The 16,308-nt window shown below is 71.9% G+C and carries 14 protein-coding genes; 10 read left to right on the forward strand and 4 right to left on the reverse strand.

The window, feature by feature from the left end; all coding sequences use genetic code 11:
• Nucleotides 1-22 precede the first annotated feature (22 nt).
• The 4 genes from ABZ810_RS18485 to edd all read right to left on the reverse strand — a co-directional run bounded on the left by ABZ810_RS18485 (nt 23) and on the right by edd (nt 4,839).
• The gene (locus tag ABZ810_RS18485; RefSeq protein ID WP_358404290.1) at nt 23-1,225 is read right to left on the reverse strand and encodes an amidohydrolase family protein; all 1,203 of its coding nucleotides are present in this window, start codon (nt 1,223-1,225) and stop codon (nt 23-25) included.
• A gap of 181 nt (nt 1,226-1,406) precedes the next feature.
• On the reverse strand, nt 1,407-2,033 hold the full coding sequence (gene eda, locus ABZ810_RS18490) for a bifunctional 4-hydroxy-2-oxoglutarate aldolase/2-dehydro-3-deoxy-phosphogluconate aldolase (RefSeq protein ID WP_358404291.1): 627 nt from the start codon (nt 2,031-2,033) through the stop codon (nt 1,407-1,409).
• Entirely contained in the window at nt 2,030-3,022 is a 993-nt protein-coding gene (glk, locus tag ABZ810_RS18495; protein ID WP_358404293.1) for a glucokinase, read from the reverse strand. Before glk ends, eda begins: the two co-directional genes overlap by 4 nt.
• Nucleotides 3,019-4,839, reverse strand: a complete 1,821-nt coding sequence (edd, locus tag ABZ810_RS18500; RefSeq protein WP_358404296.1) for a phosphogluconate dehydratase — start codon at nt 4,837-4,839, stop codon at nt 3,019-3,021. The genes glk and edd overlap by 4 nt, the downstream gene beginning before the upstream one ends.
• Before the next feature lie 111 nt (nt 4,840-4,950).
• Here edd and ABZ810_RS18505 point away from each other — a divergent pair, with 111 nt between their 5' ends.
• From ABZ810_RS18505 to ABZ810_RS18550, 10 genes are all read left to right on the forward strand, one after another.
• The gene (locus ABZ810_RS18505; RefSeq protein ID WP_358404299.1) at nt 4,951-6,039 is read left to right on the forward strand and encodes an ROK family transcriptional regulator; all 1,089 of its coding nucleotides are present in this window, start codon (nt 4,951-4,953) and stop codon (nt 6,037-6,039) included.
• A gap of 75 nt (nt 6,040-6,114) precedes the next feature.
• A complete protein-coding gene (locus tag ABZ810_RS18510; protein WP_358404301.1) occupies nt 6,115-6,609 on the forward strand; it encodes a pyridoxamine 5'-phosphate oxidase family protein in 495 nt (164 codons plus the stop codon).
• Between the two features lie 226 nt (nt 6,610-6,835).
• Nucleotides 6,836-8,125: an extracellular solute-binding protein gene (locus tag ABZ810_RS18515; protein ID WP_358404303.1), complete on the forward strand. Its 1,290-nt coding sequence runs from the start codon at nt 6,836-6,838 to the stop codon at nt 8,123-8,125.
• Nucleotides 8,125-9,141: a sugar ABC transporter permease gene (locus ABZ810_RS18520; protein ID WP_358404304.1), complete on the forward strand. Its 1,017-nt coding sequence runs from the start codon at nt 8,125-8,127 to the stop codon at nt 9,139-9,141. The genes ABZ810_RS18515 and ABZ810_RS18520 overlap by 1 nt, the downstream gene beginning before the upstream one ends.
• 2 nt (nt 9,142-9,143) lie before the next feature.
• The gene (locus ABZ810_RS18525) at nt 9,144-9,998 is read left to right on the forward strand and encodes a carbohydrate ABC transporter permease (RefSeq protein ID WP_358404416.1); all 855 of its coding nucleotides are present in this window, start codon (nt 9,144-9,146) and stop codon (nt 9,996-9,998) included.
• A gap of 113 nt (nt 9,999-10,111) precedes the next feature.
• Nucleotides 10,112-11,812: a glycoside hydrolase family 13 protein gene (locus ABZ810_RS18530; RefSeq protein WP_358404306.1), complete on the forward strand. Its 1,701-nt coding sequence runs from the start codon at nt 10,112-10,114 to the stop codon at nt 11,810-11,812.
• A gap of 38 nt (nt 11,813-11,850) precedes the next feature.
• The gene (locus ABZ810_RS18535; protein WP_358404309.1) at nt 11,851-12,885 is read left to right on the forward strand and encodes a LacI family DNA-binding transcriptional regulator; all 1,035 of its coding nucleotides are present in this window, start codon (nt 11,851-11,853) and stop codon (nt 12,883-12,885) included.
• A gap of 101 nt (nt 12,886-12,986) precedes the next feature.
• A complete protein-coding gene (locus tag ABZ810_RS18540) occupies nt 12,987-14,285 on the forward strand; it encodes an extracellular solute-binding protein (RefSeq protein WP_358404310.1) in 1,299 nt (432 codons plus the stop codon).
• 81 nt (nt 14,286-14,366) lie between these two features.
• Nucleotides 14,367-15,347 carry a sugar ABC transporter permease gene (locus ABZ810_RS18545; protein ID WP_358404312.1) on the forward strand — a complete coding sequence of 327 codons (981 nt, stop codon included), beginning with the start codon at nt 14,367-14,369 and terminating at the stop codon, nt 15,345-15,347.
• Nucleotides 15,344-16,270, forward strand: a complete 927-nt coding sequence (locus ABZ810_RS18550; RefSeq protein ID WP_358404314.1) for a carbohydrate ABC transporter permease — start codon at nt 15,344-15,346, stop codon at nt 16,268-16,270. Before ABZ810_RS18545 ends, ABZ810_RS18550 begins: the two co-directional genes overlap by 4 nt.
• Nucleotides 16,271-16,308: the final 38 nt, after the last annotated feature.

Consider the following 16,308-nt stretch of genomic DNA (forward strand, 5'->3'; position numbering starts at 1 on the left):
GGGGTGCCGGGCGCCGTGGTGGCTAGGCGACGGGCTCGCCGTCGCGGACCACCACCCGGCCGCCGGTCATCACCAGCTCGCGCGGCGGGTGGGTGACGACCGCGGCCGCCGGCGTCTCGGCGTCGACGGCCACCAGGTCGGCCGGGGCGCCGGGCACGATCCCGTACGCGGGCAGCCCGAGCAGCCGGGCACCGCCGAAGGTGGCCGCCTCCAGCGCCAGCTCGATGTCCTCGTCCCGCCTGAAGGTGCTGCGGTAGGCCAGGTGCATCGCCCGCTCCAGCATGTCGCCGCTGCCGAACGGACCCCACAGGTCGCGGATGCCGTCGTGCCCGCAGGCCACGTTCGCCCCGGCGGCGCGCAGCCGCTTGACCGGCGGCACCGGGAAGTCGTAGACGGCGCCGGTGACCAGCGAGACGCCCGCCGCGGCGAGCCGTTCGACCAGCCGCTCGCGGTGGGCCGCGTCGATCTGCGGCAGCGCGTACCCGTGGCTGATGGCGACCCGGCCGCCCAGCCCGGCCGCCTCGGTGCGCTCGATGATGAGCTCGAACTCGAACGCGCCGAGCGTGCCGCCGTCGTGCAGGTGGACATCGATCCCCGCGCCGTACCGCGCGGCGAGCTCGAAGAGCAGGTCGAGCTGGCCGACCGGGTCGCGGTCGAAGCCGGCCGGGTCGATGCCGCCGAGGGTCCGCACCCCGCCCTTGAGCGCCTCCTCCAGCAGCTCGGCCGTGCCCGGGTTGACCAGCACGCCGTGCTGCGGGAACGCGACCTGCTCGACGGTGATCCGGCCCTCCAGCCGTTCCGCCGCGGCCCGTACGGCCTCGACGCCGCGCAGCCCGGCCTCGGGGTCGACGTCGGTGTGCGTCCGCACGTACGACGTCCCGGACGCGACCATGCGCTCCAGCAGCGCGGTGATCCGGTCGACGTCGGGGATGCCCAGCTCGCCGCGCCGGTCCCGGTCGTTGGCGATGCGCTCGGCCAGCGGCTCGCCGGCCGAGTGCGGCACCCACGGGCCGCCGTAGAGCGTCTTGTCGAGATGGCAGTGCGACTCCACCAGGCCGGGCAGCACGATCCGGCCCGCGACGTCGATGCGCGCCGCGCCGTCCGCCGCGTCCAGGCCGGGCCCGACCTCGGCGATCACGCCGTCCCGCACCAGGACGTCGGCCGTCTCCAGGCCCTGCCCCGGACCGCGCCAGATCCGCCCGCCGCGCACCACCGTCTCGCCCATGCGACCGCCTCCGCCCTCGGCTGTTCCGCCCCCAACTATCGGGCACGAGCCGATCAGCGGTCGAGGCGTGATCGAGGCGGGACCCCCTCGGAAAGGGACATGCGGCGGGCCGGTCCGCCGGGCGCCAACTCGATGGCCCGACCCGCCGCAGCTCAGTGCCGCCCCGGGGCGGTCGCGCCGGTCAGGGAGCCTTCAGCGCGGCGGCGTCCTTGGCCAGGGCCTCGACGCGGTCCCAGGCCTGCGCCCGGACGGCGTCGGCGGGCGTCAGCCAGGTGCCGCCGACGCAGCCCACGTTCGGCAGGCGCAGGTAGCGGGCCGCGGTGTCGGCCGTGATGCCGCCCGTCGGGCAGAAGCGGATCTGCGGCAGCGGCCCGCCGAGCGACTTCAGGTAGGGCAGGCCGCCGGCCGCCTCGGCCGGGAAGAACTTCATCGCCGTGACGTCGTGCTCCAGCAGCGCGATCGCCTCCGACGCCGACGAGACGCCGGGCAGGAACGGCAGGCCGGTGCCGGTCATCGCCTCCCGCAGGGTGGCCGTGCACCCGGGGCTGACCAGGAACTTCGACCCGGCCGCCGCGGCGCGTTCGGCGTCCCGCGGCCGGACCACCGTGCCGGCGCCGACGATCGCGTCCGGCACCTCGGCGACGATCCGCTCGATCGCGGGCAGCGCGGCGGACGTCCGGAGCGTGACCTCGATGACCGGCAGGCCGCCCGCCACGAGAGCGCGCGCCAGCGGCACGGCGGTGCCTGCGTCGTCGAGCACGACGACGGGGATGACCGGGGCGAGGTCCAGCAGCTGGTCTGCGTTCACACGAGCTCCAAGGGCGTCGGCGAGAGCGTCTGGGTCAGGCGGGCGGTGGCCCCGACCAGCGCGGGGTTGGGATGGACGATCAGCGCGGTCGGGATGGCTCGAACGTACTCCTCCACCCGCGGCTTGGCGTCGAAGCGACGCCGGAACTCGCTGGACGCGAGCACGTCGGCGATGCGCGGCAGGATGCCCCCGCCCAGGTAGACGCCGCCGCGCGCGCCGAGCGTGAGCGCCGCGTTCCCGGCGAACGCGCCCAGCAGCCCGCAGAACGTCTCGATCGTCTCGACGCACAGCTCGTCGCGGCGCACGCAGATCTCGGCGGCGGTCAGCGGCTCGACCCGGATGCCGTGGATCATCCCCAGGAACCGGTAGAGCCGCGCCAGCCCGTCGCCGGACAGCAGGAACTCGGCGTTGGCCGCGCCCTGCTCGGCGCGCAACATCCGCATGACCTCGACCTCGCGGTCGGTGCCGGCGGGGATGTCGACCTGGCCGCCCTCGCCGGGCAGCGGCACCCAGCCGGCGGGCGTGGGGATCAGGCCCGCGACGCCCAGCCCGGTGCCCGGCCCGAGCACCGACAGCGGCGCCGACCCGTCCCGCACGGGCAGCGCGTCGCCGCCGACGGGACGCAGGTCGGAGTCGGCGAGGTGCGGCAGCGCGAGGGCGAGCGCCTCGAAGTCGTTGAGCACCTCGACGTGCTCCAGGCCGAGGTGGGTCCGGACCCGTTCGGAGGTGTCGGTCGCCCAGTGCGCGTTGGTCAGCCGGAAGCGGCCCTCGACCACGGGACCGGCCACCGCGAGGCACGCCGCGCCGGGCCGCAGGTCGCCGGCGTTGTCGGCGAGGTAGGCCCCGGCCGCCTCGGGCAGCCCGGCGTGGTCGCGGCTGGCGAGCGTGGCGACCCGGCTCGGCGCCGCGCCCGGCTCCTCCACCAGGGCGAAGCGCGCGTTGGTGCCGCCGATGTCGGCGACGAGATAGGGGAACGGCCCGGCGCTCACAGGAAGACCCCCGCGCCGCGCTCGGCCGGGCCGACCGCTCGGCGGAAGGCGTTGAACAGCTCGCGGCCGGTGCCGATCCACTCGTCCTCGTCGGGCGCGCCCCCGGCGGGCGCCCGCGCGGCGAACTCGTCGTCCGGCACCAGGACCTCCAGCAGCCCCTTGTCGGCGTCCAGCCTGATCACGTCGCCGTCGCGGACCCGGGCGAGCGGCCCGCCCGCCGCGGCCTCGGGCGAGACGTGGATCGCGGCGGGCACCGCGCCCGACGCGCCCGACATCCGCCCGTCGGTGACCAGCGCGACCTTGTGCCCGCGGTCCTGGAGGACGGCCAGCGGCGGGGTGAGCCGGTGCAGCTCGGGCATCCCGTTGGCACGCGGCCCCTGGTAGCGGACGACCGCCACCACGTCGCGGTCGAGCCCGCCCGCCGCGAACGCCTCCTGCAGCGCCTCCTGCGACTCGAAGACCAGCGCGGGCGCCTCGATCAGCCGGCACTCCTGCGGAACGGCCGACACCTTGACCACGGCGCGGCCGAGGTTGCCGTCCACCGTGTGCAGGCCGCCGTGCTCGTCGAACGGCTCGCCGGCGGGGCGCAGCACCTCGGTGTCGCCCGACAGGCGCGGGCCGCGCCGCCAGACCAGGCCCTGCGAGGTCAGCGCCGGCGACTCCCGGTAGGCGGCGAGGGTGGCGCCGCCCACCGTCCGCGCGTCCTCGTGCAGCAGCCCGGCGTCGATCAGCTCACCGATGAGGAACGCGGTGCCGCCCGCGGCGTGGAAATGGTTCACGTCGGCGGTGCCGTTGGGGTAGAGCCTGGTCAGCAGCGGCGTGACCGACGACAGCTCGTCGAAGTCGTCCCAGGTCAGCTCGATGCCCGCGGCGGCGGCCATGGCGACCAGGTGCAGCGTGTGGTTGGTGGAGCCGCCGGTGGCCAGCAGCGCGACCACGCCGTTGACGAACGCCCGCTCGTCGAGCAGCTCGCCGACCGGTGTGTAGCCCTCGCCGCGCAGGTCGGTCAGCTCCAGCACCCGGCGCCCGGCCTCGGCCGTGAGCGCGTCGCGCAGCTCGGTGCCCGGCGGGACGAAGCTGGCGCCGGGCAGGTGGAGGCCCATGACCTCCATGAGCAGCTGGTTGGAGTTGGCCGTGCCGTAGAACGTGCAGGTGCCCGGCGAGTGGTAGGAGGCGGCCTCGGCCTCCAGCAGCTCGTCGCGGCCGAGCTCGCCCGCCGCGTACCGCTTGCGGACCTTGGCCTTGGCCGCGTTGGGCAGGCCGGAGTGCATCGGCCCGGCGGGCACCAGGATCACCGGCAGGTGCCCGAACGACAGCGCGCCGATCACCAGGCCTGGAACGATCTTGTCGCAGACGCCGAGCAGCAGCGCGCCGTCGAACATGTCGTGGGAGAGCGCCACCGCGGTCGCCATCGCGACCACGTCGCGGCTGAACAGCGAGAGCTCCATCCCGGCACGGCCCTGGGTGATGCCGTCGCACATGGCGGGCACTCCCCCGGCGAACTGCGCGGTGCCCCCGGCATCGGCGATCGCGGCCTTGAGGCGGTCGGGGTAGTCCTTGAGCGGCTGGTGCGCCGAGAGCATGTCGTTGTACGAGGAGACGATCGCGATGTTGGGCGTCACGGTGCCGCGGAGCTGGAGCTTGTCGGCGGGGCCGCACGCCGCGAAGCCGTGCGCGAGGTTGGCGCAGCTGAGCCCACCCCGCGCCGGCCCGGCGGTGCGCGCGTCCCGGATCTTGTCCAGGTAGGCGGCCCGCCGGCCCGCACTCCGCTCGGTGATGCGGCGCGTGACCTGCTCGACGACGGGATGAAGGCTCATGAACCGGGAAACTATCGCCACTTCGGCCAACAACACAACCCACTTACGAACGGAAACTTACCTAAGTCGCCAATCTTGACCCACTCGACGTTCCTAAGAGAGACTGTCCGGATGCGCCGACAGTCCACCAGCGGCGACGTGCTCCGGCTGATCCGCGAGGAGGGCGTCGACACGCGCGCCGACCTCGTCCGGCTCACCGGCCTGTCCCGTCCCGCCGTGGCCCTCCGGGTGAACGACCTGATCGCGCGCGGGCTCGTCGTCGAACGTGCCGACGGCCCGTCCACCGGCGGGCGCCCGCCGGCCCGCCTGGTCTTCAACGCCGCCGGCGGCGCCGTCCTGGTCGCCAACCTGGGCAAGTCGCGCGGCCAGGCCGCGGTCTGCGACCTGGCCGGTCAGGTTCTGGTGCAGGCCGAGGCCGAGCCCGACCTCCCCCGGCTCCTCGACCAGTGGGCCGACCTCCTGGTGAAGGCCGGGACCGATCCCGCCGCCGTGCGCGGCGCGGGCATCGGCGTCCCCGGGCCGGTGGAGTTCGCGACGGCCGAGTGGGACGGCGTGCCGATCCGGCCGGCCGTCCTCGACCGCTTCGGCGTCCCCGCGTTCCTGGACAACGACGTCAACATCGCCGCGCTCGGCGAGCACCGGGCCGCCTATCCCGACCTCGACGACCTGCTGTTCGTCAAGGTCTCCACCGGCATCGGCGCGGGCCTGGTCACCGGCGGCCGCATCCAGCGCGGCGCGCTCGGCGCCGCCGGGGAGATCGGCCACATTCCGGTCCGCGGCGCCGACGCCGCCTGCCGCTGCGGCAACGTCGGCTGCGTGGAGGCCGTCGCCGGCGGCGCCGCCCTGCTGGCCCGGTCCGGCGCCTCCGACCTCGCCGCGTTCGCCGCCCTCGCCCGTGACGGCGACCCGGCGGCCGTCGCGCTGGTCCGCGACGCGGGCCGCCGGATCGGCGAGGTCATCGCCGCCGCCGTCAACCTGCTCAACCCGGCCGTCGTCGTCCTCGGCGGCGACCTCACCGGCGCCTACGAGCACCTGATCGCGGGCGTCCGCGAGGTCGTCTACCAGCGCTCGACCGCCCTGGCGACCCGCCGCCTGCGGATCGAGCCCAGCCGCCTCGGCGACCAGGCCGGCCTCACCGGCTGCGCCGCCCTCGTCCTCGCCGACGTCCTCTCCCCCGAGACCATCGACACCACCCCCTGACCCTCACATCCCCTGAAAACGGACCTCCACCGCGACGGCATGGTGATCGGCCGGGGGGCGGGCTACGGTCCCGGGATGGGACTTGAGAAGGATGAGGCCGCGACCGCACGGGCCATCATCGACGCGAACGTCTACATGACCCTCGGCACCGCGGACGCGGCCGGCACCCCCTGGGCGTCGCCGGTGTTCTATTCGGCCGACGGGTACGCCGACTTCTACTGGATGTCCGCGACCGGGGCACGGCACTCGGTCAACATCGCCGAGCGCGAACGGATCGGCATCGTCGTCTTCGACTCGAACGCGCCCGTCTCCACCGGGCAGGCCGTGTACATGTCGGCGGTGGCGCGGGAGCTCACGGGCGCCGACCTCGAGCACGCCCGCACGGTCTACCCGGGGCCGCCGGAGCGCGGCGGCCGCCCGATCTCGCCGGAGGACGTCCTGCCGCCGGCTCCCCGCCGCCTGTTCCACGCGGCCGTCTCGGAGCACTCGATCCTCTGCCCGCGGCCCGTCGGCGAGCATTGCGGCACGCATGGCAACGCGTTCGACCATCGGACGCCGGTCGATCTCTGACCGCAGGTCCTTGCAGGAGATCTGCAAGGGGTTTCAGCCGCCTCGGTGGCGAGCCTGGGGCGTATCGGACACTGGGGACTATCGCACGCCCGAATAGTGGCGCAGATAACAGAACGGGCACGATCCTTCTGAAACTTTCTGCAAGGGATTTACCGTCTTGCAAGGCGTTGCTAGCGTCCTGCTCCCGATGGGCCGGTGATCCCCGGCCCCCTGAGGAGGAGGAACGATGCGGCGCACCCCCCTGGCCGGCGTGATCGCCGGGCTTGCGCTTGTTCTGGCCGCGGCCGCCTGTGGCGGCGGAGACGACGGCGGAACCGGCTCCGGCAAGTCCGTCGACCCGGCCACCGTCAGCGGCACCGTCACCTACTGGGACACCTCGGACGCGGCCGTGGAGGGCCCGGCCTTCAAGGAGCTCATCGCCGAGTTCAAGACCAAGTACCCCAAGGTCAACGTCAACTACGTGAACGTGCCGTTCGGCGAGGCGCAGAACAAGTTCAAGACCGCCGCGCAGAGCGGGTCGGGCGCGCCCGACGTGCTGCGCACCGAGGTCGGCTGGATGACCGAGTTCGCCTCCCTGGGCTACCTGGCCCCGCTCGACGGCACGTACGCGCTGGAGAACGCGGGCGACTTCCTGCCGGCCCCGGCGGGCAGCGCCAAGTACAACGGCAAGACCTGGGGCGTGCCGCAGGTGACCGACTCGCTCGGCCTGCTCTACAACAAGGACCTGCTCAAGAAGGCCGGCCACGACGCCCCGCCGAAGACCGTCGCCGAGCTCAAGCAGTACGCGCTGGACGTCAAGTCCAAGACCGGCAAGACCGGGCTCACGCTGAACGTGGACGCCTACTTCCTGCTGCCGTTCATCTACGGCGAGGGCGGCGACCTGGTCGACGCCGCGAACAAGAAGATCACGATCAACTCGCCGCAGAGCGTCGCCGGGCTCACGGTCGTCACCGACCTGATGGAGTCCGGCGCCGCGCCCAAGCCGGCCATCACCGACAGCTACACCGCGGCCATCACCGCCCTCAAGGAGGGCAAGACCGCGATGATCTACAACGGCCCGTGGTCGGCCACCGACGCGCTCAAGGGCTCGGCGTTCAAGGACAGGGCCAACCTGGGCGTCGCCCCCGTCCCGGCGGGCACGGCCAAGGCCGCGGCGCCGACCGGCGGCCACGACTACACCGTCTACGCCGGCTCCAAGAACCTCGACGCCTCGTACGCGTTCGTGCGCTTCATGTCCTCCACCGCCGGCCAGGCGAAGATCGCCGCCAAGCTGGGCCTGCTGCCCACCCGCACCTCCGCCTACTCCGTGCCCGAGGTGAAGAACAGCGAGCTGGTCAACACCTGGAAGCCCATCGTCGACACCGCGGTGCCGCGGGCGTGGATCCCCGAGGGCGGCCAGCTGTTCGAGCCGCTCGTGCAGGCCTACCAGGGCATGGTGAGCGGCAACACCGACGCGGCCGGAGCGGCCAAGACCGTCGACGGCAAGTACCGCGCCATCCTCAAGGGCTGGAGCTGATGACCGTCAGCGCCCGCCCGGAAACGGGTGCCCGCACCCGCCCGGCCGCCGCTCGCGGCGGCCGGCGCGGGGGCCGGGACGGCGGCCGGCCCGGGCGGAGGTCCGGCCGCGCCGGCTCCGCCCGCTGGTACGCCTGGGCGATGGTGGCGCCGGTCGTCATCGTGATGGGGGTGCTCGTCGGGTACCCGCTGCTCCGCGGCGTCTACCTGTCGCTGACGGACGCGACCGAGGCCAACGTGGGCCGCACGATCGGGATGAACGAGATCCCGGCGACCTACGGGTTCGTGGGGCTCGACAACTACCTGGAGATCGTCCGGAACGGCACGTTCTGGCTGCGGCTCGGCTGGACCGCGCTGTGGACGGTGGCCTGCGTCGGACTGCACGTGACCCTCGGGCTCGGCCTGGCGATGCTGCTCAACCGGCGGCTGCGGTTCCGCGGCCTCTACCGGGTGCTGCTGGTGCTGCCGTGGGCCGCGCCCGCGTTCGTGTCGACGTTCATCTGGCGGTACCTGCTCAACAACGACTTCGGCCTGGTGAACGGCATGCTGCGCGCCACCGGGCTGCCCGCGGTGCACTGGCTGGACGATCCGACGATGGCCAAGGTCTCGGTCATCGTGGTGAACGTCTGGCTCGGCGTCGCGTTCAACATGGTGGCGATGCTGGGCGGGCTCCAGTCGATCCCGGGCGAGCTGTACGAAGCGGCGCGGGTCGACGGCGCGTCGGCGTGGCAGCAGTTCCGCCACATCACGCTGCCGATGTTGCGGCCGGTGAGCCAGACCGTGATCCTCATCGGCACGATCTGGACGTTCAACCAGTTCCCCGTCATCTTCCTGCTCACCCGGGGCGGCCCCGACAGCGCGACCGAGATCCTGGTGACCGCCGCGTACCGGGACGCCTTCACCGGCATCCGCGACTACAGCGGCGCCGCCGCCAACGGGCTCGTGATCCTCGGCCTGCTGGTCGTGATGGCCTGGGCGTACCGGCGTTCGCTCCGCAGACACGGGGAGGTCTGGTGACGATGTCCAAGAACACCGGGTCCGGCGACACCGGCAGGAGCCTGCCGTCCTCGATCGCGCTGCACGGCGCGCTGATCCTGGCGAGCGCGATCTCGGTCGTGCCGCTGCTGTGGCTGGTGCTGACCTCGCTCAAGCCGAAGGACGCCTGGATCTCCAGCGACGTGCGCTTCTTCGACCGGCCGACGCTGGACAACTACACCTACGTGCTGACCGAGACGTCCTTCCCTCGCTGGCTGCTCAACTCGGTGCTCGTCGCGGTCCTGACGATGGTGATCGGCGTGTTCATCGCGGCGTCCACCGGCTACGCCGTCAGCCGGTACCGGTTCGCCGGGCTGCGCTCCATCCTGTGGTTGCTGCTGGTCACGCAGATGTTCCCGGTCGCCGTGCTCATCGTGCCGCTCTACAACCTGCTGGGCAGCCTCGGGCTCATCAACCAGTACCCCGGGCTCGTCATCGCCTACCTGACCGTGGCGGTGCCGTTCAGCGCCTGGATGATGAAGGGCTACTTCGACACGATCCCGACCGAGATCGACCAGGCCGGGCAGATCGACGGGCTGACGCCGTTCGGCGCCTTCTACCGGCTGGTCCTGCCGCTGGCCAAGCCGGGCCTGGCGGTCGCCGCGTTCTACTGCTTCATCACCGCCTGGGGCGAGGTGGCGTACGCGACCGCGTTCATGACCGGCGACGACCACTACACGCTCGCGCCCGGCCTCCAGCAGTTCGTGAGCCAGACCCGCGCCGAGTGGGGCTGGCTGACCGCCTCGGCGGTGCTCATCACGATCCCCGCCGGAGCGGTCTTCCTCGCCGTGCAGAGGCATCTGGTGACCGGGCTGACCTCCGGCGCCACCAAGTCCTAGCCACCAAGTCCTAGCCGCCGAGTCCTAGCCATCAAGTCCTAGCCGCCGAGTCCCCGCCGCTCAGTCCCGGCCGCTCACGTCCCGGCCGGCACTCCACGTCCTGAAGGGACCTCATGACGCACGACATCGTCACGGCCGCCGAACCGTCCACCGCGACCCGGTGGTGGCGCGACGCGGTCATCTACCAGGTCTACGTCCGCAGCTTCGCCGACGGCGACGGCGACGGCATCGGCGACCTGCCGGGCATCCGCAGCCGGCTGCCCTACCTCGCCGAGCTCGGCGTCGACGCGCTCTGGATCACCCCGTTCTACACCTCGCCGATGGCCGACTTCGGCTACGACGTCGCCGACTACCGCGACGTCGACCCGATCTTCGGCACGCTGGACGACGCGCGCGGGCTGATCGCCGACGCGCACGAGCTCGGCATGCGGATCATCGTCGACGTGGTGCCGAACCACAGTTCCGACATGCACGCCTGGTTCCAGGAGGCGCTCGCCGCCGCGCCGGGCGGGCCGGAACGCGCGCGCTACCACTTCCGGGACGGGCGCGGGCCGGACGGCGCCGAGCCGCCCAACGACTGGGAGTCGGTGTTCGGCGGGCCCGCGTGGACGCGCGTCCCCGGCGGGCAGTGGTACCTGCATCTGTTCGCTCCCGGGCAGCCCGACCTCAACTGGGAGAACCCCGAGGTCGGCGCCGACTTCGAGGGCACGCTGCGTTTCTGGCTCGACCTCGGCGTGGACGGTTTCCGCGTCGACGTCGCGCACGGCATGGTGAAGGCGCCGGGCCTGCCCGACATCGGTCACACCGGCCAGATCGGGATGCTCGGCCGGGACGTGCTGCCCTACTTCGACCAGGACGGCGTGCACGAGATCCACCGTTCGTGGCGGCGGCTGCTCGACTCCTACCCGGGCGAGCGCATCGGGGTCGCCGAGGCGTGGGCGCCGACGCAGGAGCGGCTGGCCGACTACGTCCGCCCGGACGAGCTGCACCAGGCGTTCAACTTCCACTACCTGACCGCCGGCTGGGACCCGCGCGCCAAGCGCGACGTCATCGAGGAGTCGCTGCGCACGGTCGAACGTGTCGGCGCGCCGACCACCTGGGTGCTCTCCAACCACGACGTGAAGCGGCACGTCACCCGCTACGGCGACGGCGAGGTCGGCGTGCGCCGGGCCCGGGCCGCGGCGTTGCTGATGCTGGCGCTGCCCGGCTCGGCGTACGTCTACCAGGGTGAGGAGCTGGGGCTGGCCGAGGTGCTCGACCTGCCGGAGGAGTACCTCCAGGACCCGCAGCGCGGCCGCGACCCCGAGTCGGGCCGCGACGGGTGCCGGGTGCCGATCCCGTGGTCGGGCGAGGCGCCGCCGTTCGGGTTCGGGCCGGCGGGCGGCAACGGGAGCTGGCTGCCGATGCCCGAGCACTGGCGCGACCTCACCGTGGAACGGCAGGACGCCGATCCCGAGTCGATGCTCGCGCTCTACCGGGCCGCGCTCCGCATCCGGCGCGAGCACCCCGCGCTCGGCGACGGCGCGCTGCGCTGGCTGGTGGGCCCGCCCGGCACGCTCGTCTTCGCCCGCGAGCCGGCCGCCGGCGGCGGCCCCGGCGAGAACGGCGAGACCGGGGCCGAAGGTGAGCCCGCCGGCGAGCCCTCCGGCGACGGCGCGCGCCTGGTGTGCGCGGTCAACCTCGGCGACCGCACCGTGCGCGTCCCCGCGTTCGGCCGCCCGCTGCTGGCGAGCGGCCCTGTCCGTCCTGACGGCGACTGCGTCGTCCTGCCCCCCGATACGGCCGTCTGGTGCGAGGCCACGCCCGGTCACTGACCGGAGCGACCGGCTGATGGAAAGGTAGGTTAATGCCCATGACAATGCGCCTGGCCGACATCGCGGCTCACGCGGGAGTCAGCGAGGCGACGGTGAGCCGGGTGCTCAACGGCAAGCCGGGGGTCGCCGCGGGCACCCGGCAGGCGGTGCTGACGGCGCTCGACGTCCTGGGCTACGAACGCCCTGCCCGGCTGCGCGCCCAGCGGGCCGGGCTGATCGGCCTCATCGTGCCGGAGCTCAGCAACCCCATCTTCCCCGCGTTCGCGCAGGTCATCGAAAACGCGCTCGCCCTGTCGGGCTACGCGGCGGTGCTCTGCACGATGACGCCGGGCGGCATCCGCGAGGACGACTACACCGAGCTCCTGCTCGAACGCGGCGTCTCGGGGATCATCTTCGTCAACGGCGAGCACGCCGACTCCCAGTCCGACCCGTCGCGCTACCTCAGGCTCATCGACCGGGGCCTGCCGATCGTGCTCATCAACGGTTTCCGGTCCGACATCCCGGGCCCGTTCATCTCCAACGACGACACGGTGTCGCTGGAGATGGCGGTGGGGCATCTGGCGGCGCTCGGGCACCGGCGCATCGGGCTGGCCGTCGGCCAGTCGCGGTTCGTGCCGTCGATCCGCAAGACCGAGGGGTTCCGCCGCGGCGTCAAGGAGCATCTCGACCTCTCCGACGTGGACGATCTCATCGTCAACACGCTCTTCACGGTCGAGGGCGGGCAGGCCGCGGCGCAGCAGCTCATCGACCGGGGCGCGACCGCCATCTGCTGCGGCAGCGACATCATCGCGATCGGCGCGATCCGCGGCGTGCGGCAGGGCGGGCTGCGGGTGCCCGAGGACGTCTCGGTGGTCGGCTTCGACGACTCCCCGATGACGGCGTACCTCGACCCGCCGCTCACCACCGTCCGGCAGCCGGTGCGCGAGATGGCCCTCGCCGCCGTGGCCAATCTGCTGGAGGAGATCGGCGGCACCAGGGCCCCTCGCGCGGAGCTGCTGCACCGCCCTGAGCTGGTCGTTCGCCGGTCCACCGCCCCCGCCCCGGCCACGATGGTGACGACGCCCCCCATGTAACGGTTGTGTTGCGGCAGTTGACAGTGACCTGGCTCACGGTCTTTTCTTCGTGGGAGCGCTCCCACACCCACCCACCCAGATCGAACGAGAGGGGTCCGGTCATGAGACGCGGGCTGACAACAGGGATCGCCGCAGTGCTGGCCGGGCTGCTGGCGGCGGTGGCCGGCTGCGGCGGTGGCGACGGCGACGGCGACACGGCCGGCGGGCCCGTCGAGCTGACCGTCGACATCTTCGGCGAGTTCGGTTACGACCAGCTGTACAAGCAGTACGAGGCGGCGCACCCCAACGTCAAGATCAAGCAGCGCAAGGTCGACACCCTCGACAACTACAAGCCGCGTCTCCAGCAGTGGATCGCCACCAACAGCGGCGCCGGCGACGTCGTCGCCCTCGAAGAGGGGATCCTGCCGCTCTACCTCCAGCAGAGCGGCAAGTTCGTCAACCTCAACGACCACGGCGGCCAGGCGCTCCAGAACAACTTCCTGCCCTGGAAGTGGCAGATGGGCCTGAGCCCCGACGGCAAGCAGCTCGTCGGGCTCGGCACCGACATCGGCCCGCTCGGCATGTGCTACCGCAAGGACCTGTTCAAGAAGGCCGGGCTCCCCGAGGACCGCGAGGCGGTCTCCAAGCTCTGGCCGACCTGGGACGCCTACTACTCGACCGGCCAGAAGTTCCAGGGCGAGGTGCCCGGAACCAAGTGGCTCGACGGCCCCACCGCGATCTTCCGCACCACCGTGCTGCAGAACGCCGGCACCGGACCCGGCTACAGCTTCTTCGACAAGAGCAACAACCTGGTCTTCGACACCAACCCGGCCGTCAAGCAGGCCTTCGACACCTCGCTGAAGTTCGAGACGGCGAAGATGACCTCGGACATGTCGATCTTCACGCCGCCGTGGCAGACCGCCCTCAAGCGCGACACGTTCGCCACCATCCCGTGCCCGTCCTGGATGCTCGGCGGCATCGAGGAGTTCTCCGCCGGCTTCGGCAAGGGCAAGTGGGACGTGGCCGCCGTGCCCGGCGGCAGCGGCTACTGGGGCGGCTCCTGGCTGGCCGTGCCCAAGCAGACCAAGCACCCCAAGGAGGCCGCCGACCTGGCCAAGTTCCTGACCAACCCGCAGGGGCAGACGGCGGCGTACAAGGACAAGAACGTCTTCCCGTCGTCGCCGCAGGCGGCCCAGGACCCGGCGGTGTCGGGCTTCAAGAACACCTACTTCAGCGACGCGCCGGTCGGCAAGATCTTCGGTGACATGGCCGCCCAGGTGAAGCCCGTCTACCTCGCGCCCAAGAACGAGGACGTGCGGGCGGCGGTCGAGAACGTCCTGATCGCGGTCGGCCAGGGCAAAATCAAGCCCGAGAACGCCTGGAGCGAGGCGGTCGACGCCGCCAAGAAGGCCGCCAGGTAAACCCCCCATGCAGCGGTGGTGGTGCCGTGACTCACAGGACGGTCCGGCACCACCACCGCCCCACCCGCGAAAGGAGGGCACATGAGCGTGGACCTTCGCCCCGCACCGAACGACCAGCCGAAGGTCGCCGCACCCGAGGCTCCTCGCCGGACGTGGCGCAGCCGCCTGGCCCGGCTCGACCTCAAGGCCTCCCCCTACCTCTTCATCTCGCCGTTCTACCTGGTCTTCCTGGTCTTCGGCCTCTTCCCGCTCCTCTACACGCTCTGGGTCTCCCTGCACGAGTGGGGCCTGGCCTCCGGGACCCGCGAGTGGGTCGGCCTGGAGAACTACAGCTACCTCATCGGGGACGAGGACTTCTGGCACTCGGTGGTCAACACGGTCGGCATCTTCGTCCTCGCCACCGTGCCGCAGCTCCTGCTCGCGCTGTTCGTCGCGAACACGCTGAACCGCAGGCTGCGCACGCCCACCCTGTTCCGCATCGGCATGGTCGCGCCGCTGATCACCTCGACCGCGGCCGTCGCGATCGTGTTCACCCAGCTCTTCGACCGCGACTACGGGTTCGTCAACTGGGGGCTGGACCTCGTCGGCATCGGCGCCGTCGACTGGCAGGCGAGCCGCGGCTGGTCGTGGGTGGCGATCTCGGCGATGGTCAACTGGCGCTGGATCGGCTACAACGCGCTGATCTACCTGGCCGCGATGCAGGCGATCCCCAAGGACCTGTACGAGGCGGCGGCGATCGACGGGGCCTCCCGGATCCGGCAGTTCTGGCAGATCACGGTGCCGATGTTGCGGCCCACCATCATCTTCACCGTCATCATCTCGACCATCGGCGGGATGCAGCTGTTCACCGAACCGGTGCTGTTCAGCGTCGGCACTCCCAACCGCATGGACGGCGGCCCGGTGCACCAGTTCCAGACGGTGACGATGTACATGTTCGACAACGCCTTCGGACATGACCGGTACGGCTACGGCGCGACCGTCGCCTGGGCCCTCTTCCTGCTGATCATCATCTTCTCGCTGCTCAACTTCGTGTTCGTGCGGCGCACCGGAGGCACCAAATGACCGCGATCACCGGGTCCGGCGGTAAGACGTCGACGCGCACGCCCGGCCGGTCCGGGCGCGGGCGCGGCTCATCCAAGCGGCGGCCGGGCCGGCTCCGCGGGCTGTGGGACGCCAGCCCGCTGACCTATCTGACGCTGATGGTGGCGCTGGCGCTGTCGATCTTCCCGATCTACTGGATGATCGTCGTGGCGACCCGCACCAACGACGTCGTCGCCGACGTGCCGCCGCCGGTGCTGCCGGGCGGCCAGTTCGGCGAGAACGTGGGCCGGCTGTTCGGCACCGAGGACGTCTACTTCGCCAAGGGCCTGATCAACTCGTTCATCGCGGCGGGCGCGGTGACCGTCTCGACGGTCTTCTTCGCCTCGCTGGCCGGGTTCGCGTTCGCCAAGCTACGTTTCCGCGGCAAGAGCGCGCTGCTGCTGACGATCATCGCGACGATGATGATCCCGGTCCAGATGGGCATCGTGCCGCTCTACATGATCATGGTGGAGCTGGGCTGGCAGAACCAGCTGCAGGCGGTCATCGTGCCGTTCCTGGTCACCGGCTTCGGCGTGTTCATGATGCGCCAGTACGCCGACCAGGCGGTGCCCGACGAGCTCATCGAGGCGGCCCGCGTCGACGGCTGCTCCACGTTCGGCATCTACTGGCGCGTCGTGCTCCCCGCGCTCCGCCCCGCCGCCGGCGTGCTCGGCCTCTTCACGTTCATGCAGACGTGGAACGAGTTCATGTGGCCGCTGGCGGTGCTGACGCCGGACAACCCCACCGTGCAGCTGTCCATCAACAACCTGGCCAACGCCTACTTCAAGGACTACACGCTCATGTTCGCCGGGACGACCATCGCCGTCCTCCCGCTCCTGGTCGTGTTCGTCGTGTTCGGCCGCCAGATCATCGGCGGCATCATGGAAGGTGCGATCAAGGCGTGACCTCCGTACAAGAACCGCCCGCGCAGCGACCCGCCACC

It is taken from the genome of Spirillospora sp. NPDC047279 (genome assembly GCF_040643285.1).
In the GTDB taxonomy this organism is placed as follows: domain Bacteria; phylum Actinomycetota; class Actinomycetes; order Streptosporangiales; family Streptosporangiaceae; genus Spirillospora.

Coding starts and splice junctions, on each gene's coding strand:
- ABZ810_RS18510 (WP_358404301.1), top strand. CDS start 6,115: ATGGGACTTGAGAAGGATGAGGCCGCGACCGCACGGGCCATCATCGAC.
- ABZ810_RS18485 (WP_358404290.1), bottom strand. CDS start 1,225: ATGGGCGAGACGGTGGTGCGCGGCGGGCGGATCTGGCGCGGTCCGGGG.
- ABZ810_RS18545 (WP_358404312.1), top strand. CDS start 14,367: ATGAGCGTGGACCTTCGCCCCGCACCGAACGACCAGCCGAAGGTCGCC.
- ABZ810_RS18550 (WP_358404314.1), top strand. CDS start 15,344: ATGACCGCGATCACCGGGTCCGGCGGTAAGACGTCGACGCGCACGCCC.
- ABZ810_RS18530 (WP_358404306.1), top strand. CDS start 10,112: ATGACGCACGACATCGTCACGGCCGCCGAACCGTCCACCGCGACCCGG.
- ABZ810_RS18525 (WP_358404416.1), top strand. CDS start 9,144: ATGTCCAAGAACACCGGGTCCGGCGACACCGGCAGGAGCCTGCCGTCC.
- ABZ810_RS18520 (WP_358404304.1), top strand. CDS start 8,125: ATGACCGTCAGCGCCCGCCCGGAAACGGGTGCCCGCACCCGCCCGGCC.
- ABZ810_RS18535 (WP_358404309.1), top strand. CDS start 11,851: ATGACAATGCGCCTGGCCGACATCGCGGCTCACGCGGGAGTCAGCGAG.
- edd (WP_358404296.1), bottom strand. CDS start 4,839: ATGAGCCTTCATCCCGTCGTCGAGCAGGTCACGCGCCGCATCACCGAG.
- ABZ810_RS18515 (WP_358404303.1), top strand. CDS start 6,836: ATGCGGCGCACCCCCCTGGCCGGCGTGATCGCCGGGCTTGCGCTTGTT.
- ABZ810_RS18505 (WP_358404299.1), top strand. CDS start 4,951: ATGCGCCGACAGTCCACCAGCGGCGACGTGCTCCGGCTGATCCGCGAG.
- ABZ810_RS18540 (WP_358404310.1), top strand. CDS start 12,987: ATGAGACGCGGGCTGACAACAGGGATCGCCGCAGTGCTGGCCGGGCTG.